The 10,329-nt window shown below is 31.3% G+C and carries 10 protein-coding genes; 6 read left to right on the plus strand and 4 right to left on the minus strand.

The genetic code is table 11. From position 1 onward, the window contains the following. On the plus strand, positions 1-685 hold a 685-nt coding region (locus tag VK998_RS11930; RefSeq protein ID WP_325228623.1), incomplete at its 5' end, for a hypothetical protein. Between the two features lie 90 nt (positions 686-775). Here the strand turns inward: VK998_RS11930 and VK998_RS11935 are convergent. The 4 genes from VK998_RS11935 to VK998_RS11950 all read right to left on the minus strand — a co-directional run bounded on the left by VK998_RS11935 (position 776) and on the right by VK998_RS11950 (position 4,986). Next, entirely contained in the window at positions 776-2,230 is a 1,455-nt protein-coding gene (locus VK998_RS11935; protein WP_325228647.1) for a nicotinate phosphoribosyltransferase, read from the minus strand. A 172-nt stretch (positions 2,231-2,402) separates the two neighbouring features. Further along, positions 2,403-2,666, minus strand: a complete 264-nt coding sequence (locus tag VK998_RS11940) for a FeoC-like transcriptional regulator (RefSeq protein WP_325228626.1) — start codon at positions 2,664-2,666, stop codon at positions 2,403-2,405. Between the two features lie 18 nt (positions 2,667-2,684). Next, positions 2,685-4,694, minus strand: coding sequence for a ferrous iron transport protein B (gene feoB / locus VK998_RS11945; RefSeq protein WP_325228627.1), 2,010 nt, complete (start codon positions 4,692-4,694; stop codon positions 2,685-2,687). Positions 4,695-4,761: 67 nt separating this feature from the next. Further along, complete coding sequence (locus VK998_RS11950) at positions 4,762-4,986, minus strand: FeoA family protein (protein ID WP_325228630.1); 225 nt, start codon at positions 4,984-4,986, stop codon at positions 4,762-4,764. 242 nt (positions 4,987-5,228) lie between these two features. Here VK998_RS11950 and VK998_RS11955 point away from each other — a divergent pair, with 242 nt between their 5' ends. The 5 genes from VK998_RS11955 to VK998_RS11975 form a co-directional block, all read left to right on the plus strand. Further along, on the plus strand, positions 5,229-7,598 hold the full coding sequence (locus VK998_RS11955) for a heavy metal translocating P-type ATPase (RefSeq protein ID WP_325228633.1): 2,370 nt from the start codon (positions 5,229-5,231) through the stop codon (positions 7,596-7,598). A gap of 22 nt (positions 7,599-7,620) precedes the next feature. Further along, positions 7,621-7,827: a heavy-metal-associated domain-containing protein gene (locus VK998_RS11960; protein WP_325228636.1), complete on the plus strand. Its 207-nt coding sequence runs from the start codon at positions 7,621-7,623 to the stop codon at positions 7,825-7,827. A 14-nt stretch (positions 7,828-7,841) separates the two neighbouring features. Continuing rightward, on the plus strand, positions 7,842-8,111 hold the full coding sequence (locus tag VK998_RS11965; protein WP_325228639.1) for a metal-sensing transcriptional repressor: 270 nt from the start codon (positions 7,842-7,844) through the stop codon (positions 8,109-8,111). Positions 8,112-8,259: 148 nt separating this feature from the next. Further along, entirely contained in the window at positions 8,260-9,117 is an 858-nt protein-coding gene (locus VK998_RS11970; RefSeq protein ID WP_325228642.1) for a PRD domain-containing protein, read from the plus strand. A 116-nt stretch (positions 9,118-9,233) separates the two neighbouring features. Next, positions 9,234-10,329: PTS transporter subunit EIIC (locus VK998_RS11975; protein WP_325228644.1), on the plus strand; the 1,096-nt coding region annotated here is incomplete at its 3' end.

The raw sequence follows: 10,329 nt of genomic DNA on the forward strand, positions 1-10,329 counted from the left end.
CATAGTACTTGGTATGGAAAAGCTAAAACTCTTCTTATATCAAGGAGCTAAATCTATTTATAATCTAGTTGCAGAACTGTTATCTAATATATTCTATTGGCCCATATTATACTTAGCTTACGGTGTACAGTATATAATAGAGTTTCTTATGTCTTTGATAAATAGAGATGATTTAGATTTACCAGATCAAAGTATGGAAAATACTATGGATTTTAGTGAATGGACTCAGAACAATCCAACCTTTCCTCTTTGGTTAAGCAGATTTTTATCTATTGCATCAAGAATAATCTTAGTATCATTAATAATATATTTGACCTACTTATTGTTTAGAAAGAAGGTTTTTAATAAGAAGAAAGAAGAAATGGATTATAGAGAAGAAAGGGAATTTATGAATATAAGAGGAAAAGATAAAAACAAAAGGAGAATATCTCTATTTAAACCAAAGGATATAATAGAACAAATACGATATTATTATAGAAAATACTTAATAAAGCTGGATAAAAAAGGAATAGATATAATAGCTTCGGATACCAGTTTAGACATTAATAAAAAGGTAGAAAATGAAGACAATGAAGAAATTTTAAATGGTTTAAGGGAAGTTTATATCCAAGCCAGATATGGAGAAAAAGAAATGGATAAAGCTAAGGTAGAAGAGATGAAAAATTTTTATACAAAGTTTAGGTGATATATTAAAATTTATTATTAACTATTTAAACCAAGTAAAGAATTTGATTTCTTTACTTGGTTTAAACAATACTATACTATAAAACCATCATCATTTATATTCTTTTAATAATTTATCCTTTATATCCCATAAAGGTTTAGATAAGTCAACAAAATACTCATGAGGATTTTCAAATCTAAGAACTTCATCCCAAAGTGTGTCGATCTGTTTTTTACAATAGTTTCTAATTTCATTAATAGGAGGACTTTTGTATATTTGCTCTCCTTTGTCAAATAACTGAACTAATAATTTTTTTGCATAAAAGTTTGTTAAGGTTTTCCTCTTCCATGTAAAGAGAGGATGGAATATTTCATAAGGTTTAGTCTCATCAATTTTTTCGTCATGTAAAGTTACTACATCGGCAATGGCTTTGCCTGATTTTTTGTTAAACAATCTATAAAGTTGCTTAAATCCAGGAGTAGTGATTTTACCTACATTTTCACTGACCTTTATCTTAGGAACTATTTCCCCATTTCTTTCTACGGCAGTTAGTTTATATACACCACCAAAAACTGGTTCTGATTTAGCAGTAATTAGCCTTTCTCCTACTCCAAAGGAGTCTATTTTTGCGCCTTGATTTAATAAATCTCTGATTACATATTCATCTAAACTGCTAGAAGCTACAATAGGACAGTCCTCATATCCAGCTTCATCTAACATCTTTCTTGCTTCTTTAGAAAGATAAGCAATATCTCCACTGTCTAACCTTATTCCTTTTGGTCTAAAACCTCTTGGAACTATTTCTTCATCAAAGGTTTTTATAGCATTTGGAATACCAGACTTTAGAACGTTGTAGGTATCTACTAACAATACACAATTATCTGGATAAATTTTAGCATAGGCTTTGAAGGCTTCTAACTCAGTAGGGAACATTTGAACCCAACTATGGGCCATAGTACCTAATGCAGGGATACTGAAATCTCTATCTACAATAGTACAAGCAGTACCTATAGCGCCACCTATATATGCAGCTCTTGCACCTAAAATTGCTCCTTCATATCCCTGAGCTCTTCTAGAACCAAATTCCATTACAGTACGACCATCAGCTGCTCTGACTATTCTATTTGCTTTTGTAGCAATTAAACTTTGATGATTAATCGTTAAAAGAACCATGGTTTCAACAATCTGTGCTTGGATTATAGGGCCTCTTACAATAACTATAGGCTCTCTAGGAAATATAGGAGTTCCTTCGGGAATAGCCCATACATCGCATTGGAATTCAAAATTTCTTAAGTAGTCTAAGAATTCTTCACTAAACATATCTTTAGATCTAAAATATTCAATATCCTCTTCTGAAAATTTTAGGTTTTTTAGATATTCTATGAGTTGTTCAACTCCTGCCATTATGGCAAAACCACCGTCATCAGGGATTGCTCTAAAGAACATATCAAAATAAGCAATTCTATCCTTCATACCATTTTCAAAATAACCATTAGCCATAGTAAACTCATAAAAATCTGCTAACATGGTTAAATTTTTCTTTTCTTTCCAGTCAATATTGGTCATCATAATATCTCCTTTATATTTATCGTTTAAAATAGATGTTACAATAATTATATTCTTAATAGTAACAAATTTCAACATAGATATGAAAAAATTGGAAGTTATTCATCATAAAATGACGGAAGAACAATATTATAAGTTCTTCCGTCATTTTGGGGTTTAAATTTTGAAGGGTTTATCTATTTAGTAGTTTCTCTCCTTTTTCAGTAATTATTATAGATTTTACAGGAATTTTATTACAAGAATTAGCATAAGGGCAACTACCACATCCTATATCACAATTATTAATATTGTTATCATCTTCTTTAATATATCCCATCCTAATCAATTGAGAAAAGGCATCTTCTATTAAATTTTCACTTTTATTTAACTTCATAGCTATATTGGGTTTAGAGATATAATCAGCTTTATCAATCTCTTTTAACACTTCCTTCAGCAAAAGATCATCTCCTTAATTTTAGCTAAAGCCTATAAGTCTACCTATTTGGAATATTAATACTGCTACTAACCATCCAATGGCAAAAGTGTAGACTGCAGTAAATATAGCCCATTTATTTGAATTGGTTTCTTTTTTTATAGTTCCTATAGTAGCTGCACAAGGTGTATATAGTAAAGTCATTGCCATAAAGGATACAGCTGTTAATGGAGTAAATACTTGTTGTATAGCCGTTACAAGAGCTGTCCCTTCACTGACACCGGCATAGACCATACCTAAAGTAGCAATAACTGCTTCTTTAGCAGCAATTCCTGCAAACAAACCTACAGAAGCTTGCCATGTACCGAATCCAGCAGGTTTAAATATAGGTGCTATAATCATACCTATTTTTCCTAATATACTATCTTGACTATAAGGCTCCACTCCAGCAGGAAGCACAGATAAAATCCATAATATAGTAATTACAGCAAATATAGTAGTTCCAGCTCTTTTTAAAAACCCTGATACATTATCCCACATATTCCTTAGAACATTTCTCAAAGTAGGCAATCTATAAGGTGGTAATTCCATTATAAAATATGATGATTCACCTTTAAATAAAGTTTTACTGAAAATTTTGCCCATCAACAATGCCATTGCTATTCCTAAAAAGTAGATTAAAAATAAAACTAGTCCACCATTATTAGGGAAAAAAGCTGCAATAAATATTAAATAGATTGGAAGTTTTGCTCCACAAGACATAAATGGATTTATCAAGATGGCAATCATTCTATCTTTTTTGTCCTCTAAAGTTCTGGTAGACATTACACCAGGTACATTACAACCAAAGCCAACTATCATAGAAATAAAGGTTTTACCTTGTAAGCCCAAGGCTCTCATGATGTTATCCATTACATAAGCAGCTCTTGCCATATATCCGCTGTCTTCTAACAAACCCATTAACATATATAATACAACTATGAGAGGCACAAATTCTAAAACGGCTCCAACTCCTGCAATAACTCCTTCCGTTACGAAAGCAATGATCCAACTAGATGCATTTATATTAATAAGGAAATTTTCTACAATCATACCTAAAGATTCGATACCACTTGCAGCAAGTCCACCAAATAAATCTTCACCTATGGTAAAAGTCAACTGGAATACAATAAACATTATAAGACCAAATATTGGTAAGCCTAAATATTTATGAGTCAGTATTTTATCTATCTTATCCGTCGTAGTTTCTTTTGGATTATCTGGTACCTTTACAGTTACATTGGTTATATTGCTAATAAATTCATATCTTTTATCAATAATTTCTAGTTCATAATCTTCTCTATTTTCATTAAAAACATAGATAGTGTTTTTAAAATCATCAGATGAATATAAATCTTTATTATTTTTTATTAGTTCATGGATATATTTATCTCCTTCAAGGAGTTTTATTGCAATCCACTGAGGAGGGTATTCTAAGTTTTTATCACTTAAAAATCCTTTTAATTTTTCTACTTCTTTATCTATATTTTCTCCATAGCTAATATGTGATTTATAATCTATTTCTTTATCCATTAATTCTATGGATTTTTTTATGAGTTCATCTATCCCTTTCCTTTTGGAAGCAATAGTAGGAACTACGGGAGTACCTAATTTTTTTGAAAGGGCTTCAATATCAACTTTAATACTCCTAGCCTTTGCTTCATCTATCATATTTAAGGCTACAATAACTTTGGCTCCCATTTCCAATAGTTGAGTAGTTAAGTATAGATTTCTTTCAATATTAGTAGAATCAACTACATTAATTACAATTTCAGGATTGCCCTTTAGGATAAAATCCCTTGCCACAATTTCATCTTCAGAAAAGGCTCCTAAACTATAGGTGCCAGGCAAGTCTACTACATTATATGTTTTTTCATTAAATTTGAAATTGCCTTCTTTTTTTTCAACAGTAACTCCAGGCCAATTTCCTACATGTTGATTGGATCCTGTTAGTGCATTAAACAAGGTGGTTTTGCCACTATTCGGATTACCAACTAAAGCGATAGTATTCAATTTTTAATCTCCCCCTTAGACAAGAATGATAGTCATTATCAGTAAAAGGCTAATAATTAATGCGACTTTATTCATTCACCATTATTTTTTGTGCTAAACCACGACCTATGGCAATTTTACTTCCAGATAAGGAAAGTATTACAGGGCCTGTATCATTTTTTATAACTTTAAACTTAGCTCCTGTATTTAATCCCATTTCATATAGTCTTTTAGTAGCATTCCATCCAGCATATATTTTTTCAACCTTTCCATTTTTTCCAGAACTTAATTGGATTAAAGGTGTACTTACCATGGCCATTCTCCTTTCTATTTTTACGGAATTGATAATCACTATCAATATCATAATACATTTTTGATATAAATGCAATAGTTTAGGGTAATATTATTTTCTTAGGCAAAAATATATTTTACTAATCAATAAAAAACTTTGCTGAATCTGTTTACAAAGGTTAAAAAATAGTATATACTAAAAACAGACCCCCCGGGGGGAGAGGGAAGAAGATGATAAAAGAAAACCAAGGAGTTGATAAATAAATGAATAAAAAAGTTACTATAGATGTAGTAGGGATGACTTGTGCTGCTTGTTCTTCTAGGGTAGAGAAGGCTATCAGTAGAAGGGAAGGAGTTGTTCAATCTTCAGTAAATTTACTTGCTCAAAGAGCTACCATTGAATTTGATACGGACAAGGTAAATGTAGATGAACTAATTAGGACTATAGAAAAAACAGGTTATGAAGTACCTTTGGTTAAGAAAACCTTGTTAATAGAAGGAATGACCTGCGCTGCTTGCTCTTCTAGGGTAGAGAAGGTTTTAAATAAATTAGAAGGAGTAGTAAAAGCCAATGTAAATTTATCTACTAATAAAGCGGTTATAGAATTTCCTTCTGGTGCTATAGAAGATGATATTTTAATTAGAACAGTTGAAAAGGCTGGCTATAAGGCAGAAATTGAAAGACAAATAGATAGAGATAGGGAAAAAGAATTGAGGGAAAAGGAAATAAAATCTCTTAAAACCTCTTTTATTGTCTCAGCGATTCTTAGTTTACCTTTATTTTCCGCTATGTTTTTCCATATGGCTGGAAAGGAAAATATTCTTACAAATGGATATTTTCAACTTTTATTAGCAACTCCTGTTCAGTTTATAATAGGATATAGATTTTATAAAGGAGCCTTTAACTCATTAAGAGGTGGAGGAGCTAATATGGATGTTTTAGTATCTATGGGAACTTCTGCGGCTTACTTTTATAGTATATATAATCTTATAGTAGGAGTGCATGAATACTATTTTGAAGCATCAGCAGTTATTATTACATTAATACTATTAGGTAAAACCTTTGAGGCTGTGGCTAAAGGGAAAACTTCAGAGGCTATAAAGAAATTGATGGGATTGCAACCAAAAACAGCTCGAGTTGTTGTAGATGGTATAGAGAAGGATATACCAATAGAAAAAGTAAATGTAGGGGATATTATAGTAGTAAGACCAGGAGAAAGAATTCCAGTGGATGGAGTTATTATGGAAGGGCATTCTTCCATTGATGAATCAATGATAACAGGAGAAAGTATTCCTATAGATAAAGAAGAAGGGGATAAGGTTATAGGAGCTACTATAAATAAATTTGGTTCTTTTAAGTTTGAAGCTCAGAATATAGGGAAAGATACGGTTTTATCTCAGATAATCAAATTGGTTGAAGATGCTCAAGGTTCTAAAGCACCAGTTCAAAGATTGGCAGATAAAATATCTGGTATTTTTGTACCTATAGTAGTAGCAATAGCAGTTATAACGTTCATAGGTTTTTACCTAATTCATGGTAATTTCAATACGGGACTTATTAATGCCGTAGCAGTTTTAGTAATTGCCTGTCCTTGTGCTCTAGGTTTAGCTACACCTACTGCCATAATGGTAGGTACTGGAAAAGGGGCTGAAAATGGAATACTCATTAAATCTGGAGAACATTTAGAAAGAACTCACAAGATGGAAACTATTGTATTTGATAAAACTGGAACTATCACCAAAGGTGAGCCTGAAGTTACAGATATAATAACATTTAATGCTATAGAAAGAGATGAGCTTTTAAGAATAGCCGCTACTGTAGAAAAAACATCTGAACATCCTTTAGGGGAAGCCATTGTTAGAAAAGGTGAAGAAGAATTATTGATGATAACAGAACCAGAAACTTTTATGGCTGTACCAGGAAAAGGATTAAAAGCTACCTTGGAAGGAAAAAAAATATATATAGGTAATAGGAAATTAATTTTGGAAGCTGACATGGAGATTGAAAAGGCAGAAGAAGAACTTACTAGATTGGAAGAGGAAGGCAAGACTGCCATGATAATAGGAATAGATGGAGAAATTGGTGGTATAATTGCAGTAGCAGATATGATTAAAGAAAGTTCTAAAAAAGCAATAGAAGAATTAAAAGATATGGGATTAGAAATATATATGCTAACAGGTGATAATGAAAGAACTGCTAAGGCAATAGCTAAAAAGGTAGGAATTGATAATGTTTTAGCAGAAGTATTACCTGAAAATAAAGCAGAAGTAGTAGAGGATTTAAAAGAGAAGGGCAAAGATGTAGGTATGGTAGGAGATGGTATTAATGATGCACCAGCTTTGGCGGCTGCAGATGTAGGATTTGCTATAGGCACAGGTACAGATGTGGCTATGGAGGCGGCAGATATAACTCTTATGAGGGGAGATTTAATGAGTATAGTTACAGCTATTAGACTCAGTCATAGAACTATGAAAACTATAAAACAAAACTTATTCTGGGCATTTTTCTATAATTCAATAGGAATTCCCTTTGCAGCTTTAGGATTTTTAAATCCTATGATAGCTGGAGCTGCTATGGCCTTTAGTTCAGTATCTGTAGTTACAAATTCATTAAGGCTTAGAAACTTTAAATAATAAATAAAGGAGATGAATAATAATGAAGAAGACTATGTTAGTAGAAGGTATGTCATGTAACCATTGTATAATGGCGGTTACCAATGCATTAAAGGAATTAGATGGAGTATCCAATGTGGATGTAGATTTAGAAAACAAGAAGATAGAGGTTTTAGGAGATAATCTATTAGAGGAAAATTTAAAAGAAGCAGTAGAAGAGGCAGGTTATGATGTAATAAAAATTAAATAATAGTAGGTGATAGCATGAATCAAGGGAAGAAAAAAGCAGCTATGAAGTTAAAAACTGTTAGAGGGCAAATAGATGGAATAATTAAGATGATAGAAGAGGATAGATATTGTGTAGATGTATCTACACAGATTTTATCCTCTATAGCCCTACTAAAGAAAGCTAATATAGATGTATTAAATTCCCATATTAGATCCTGTGTTAAGGATGCTATACTAGAAGGGGAAGAAGAAGGTGAAGAAAAGATAGAGGAAATAATAACTATAATAGATAAGTACATTAAATAAATTTATTGACAAAACAATAACTATATGTTATTATTTCATTGTAAAATGGAATATTAGGTGTGTTACTGATAAATTTGTCAGGCATTAACCAAGAAGGGTTCTTATGAGAGTCTTTACTTGGTTTTTTTGTTTGATAGGAGGATTAATTATGTTTTCCCATGAAGCCCAATATGAAATAATAAAGGTTCTAAATAACAATGTTATACTAGCTTTTGATATGAATAAAAACCAAGAATTAATAATTGTAGGTAAAGGAGTAGGTTTTGGTCATAGAAAAAATGATATATTAAAACTATCTAATAATGAAATAGAGAAACTATTCATTACCTATGATAAAAAGATGAAAAATCAATACTATCAACTAATAAACTTTTTAGATGAAGATGTAATGGCTGTCAGTGAAGAGTTAATAGCTATGGGAGAAAAAAGTCTAGGCCCTTTAAATCCTCATATTCATATAGCTTTGACTGATCACATTGGTTTTTCTATAGAGAGGATTAAACAAGGAATAGATGTAAACAATCCATTTCTCAATGAAATTAAACTTCTATATCCTGAAGAATATAGAATAAGTGTTGAAGCAAGTAAGATTATAAACAAAACATTAAATGTAGATATACCAGAATCGGAAATTGGTTTTATTGCATTACATTTCCATTCTGCAAGACAGAATAAAAAGGTTGGAGAAACGGTTAAGTATACTTCTCTGATAAAACGACTTATAGAAATTGTTGAAAAAGAGCTGAATGTGCAATTTGATTCTACAGATTTAAGCTATATCAGATTGGTTAGTCATTTTAGATTTGTTATAGATAGACTAGAGAAAGGTAAATCTGAGGAGAATCCAATATTAAATAGAATTAAAACAGAATATAAAAGTTCTTTTGAAATAGCTAAGAAGGTTGGAAAATGTATAGAAGATACCTTATCGTTACCCATTAGCGATGATGAGTTAGGATATATAACTATCCATATTCAAAGAATAAAACTAAATAAAAGGCTATAGAATTAAGCGTGTTACTAAGTAAAATTAGGCATAAGCTTATGAGGAAATTTGTATCCTTATAAGTTTATGTCTTTTTTTATTATAAATTATTCAATATAAAAGGAGGATATGGAATTATGAAAAAACTATTTTTTCAACTTCAAAGAATTGGTAAAGCTTTAATGTTACCAATTGCTGTATTACCAGCAGCTGCATTACTATTGCGTTTAGGAGCACCAGATGTATTTGATATACCTTTCGTTAATCAATCTGGAGCTGCAATTTTTGATAATTTAGCTTTATTATTTGCTCTTGGAGTAGCAATTGGATTATCTTTTGATAATTCAGGAGCTGCTGGTCTTGCAGGTGCTGTAGGTTACTTTGTATTAACAAAAGGAACTGAAACTATAAACCCTGATATCAATATGGGAGTTTTAGCAGGAATTATAGCAGGTTCTGTAGCTGGATATTTATACAATAGATTTTATGATATTAAATTACCAGATTATCTTGGTTTTTTTGCTGGTAAGAGATTTGTTTCTATTGTAACAGGTGGTGCATGTATAGTTTTAGCAGGATTGTTTGGATTTATTTGGCCACCAATTCAAGATGTAATATTTAGATTTGGAGAATGGTTAACTACTTCAGGCTCTTTAGGAGTTGGTATCTATGGAGTATGCAACCAATTATTAGTTCCTACAGGATTACATCATGTTATCAATAGTTTGATTTTCTTTGTATTTGGTTCATTTACCAATGGAGCAGGGGAAGTAATAACAGGAGATTTATCCCGTTTCTTTGCAGGAGATCCAAGTGCGGGAATATTTTTAGGTGGTTTTTATCCAATATTTATGTTTGGTATGCCAGCAGCAGCTTTAGCTATGTATAAAACTGCTAAGAAGGAAAATAGGAAAGAAGTTGGTGGTGTACTTTTAAGTTCAGCATTAACATTTGCTTTAACAGGTATAGGAGAACCATTATTGTTTAGCTTTTGTTTTGCATCACCATTATTATACTTGGTACATTCATTACTAACAGGTTCATCCTTAATTGTTTGTAATTTACTAGGAATAAAACATGGTTTTGGATTTTCAGCAGGATTAATAGATTATGTATTAAATTTTGGATTGGCAACTAAGGCTATATTAATTATTCCAGTAGGAATAGCTTATTTCTTTATATATTACTTTATATTTAAATTCTTTATTAAAAAGTTTGATTTGAAAACTCCTG

It is taken from the genome of Schnuerera sp. (assembly GCF_035459645.1).
Classification (GTDB): domain Bacteria; phylum Bacillota; class Clostridia; order Tissierellales; family Tepidimicrobiaceae; genus Schnuerera.

Coding starts and splice junctions, on each gene's coding strand:
- VK998_RS11935 (WP_325228647.1), bottom strand. CDS start 2,230: ATGACCAATATTGACTGGAAAGAAAAGAAAAATTTAACCATGTTAGCA.
- VK998_RS11965 (WP_325228639.1), top strand. CDS start 7,842: ATGAATCAAGGGAAGAAAAAAGCAGCTATGAAGTTAAAAACTGTTAGA.
- VK998_RS11950 (WP_325228630.1), bottom strand. CDS start 4,986: ATGGTAAGTACACCTTTAATCCAATTAAGTTCTGGAAAAAATGGAAAG.
- VK998_RS11960 (WP_325228636.1), top strand. CDS start 7,621: ATGAAGAAGACTATGTTAGTAGAAGGTATGTCATGTAACCATTGTATA.
- VK998_RS11970 (WP_325228642.1), top strand. CDS start 8,260: ATGTTTTCCCATGAAGCCCAATATGAAATAATAAAGGTTCTAAATAAC.
- VK998_RS11955 (WP_325228633.1), top strand. CDS start 5,229: ATGAATAAAAAAGTTACTATAGATGTAGTAGGGATGACTTGTGCTGCT.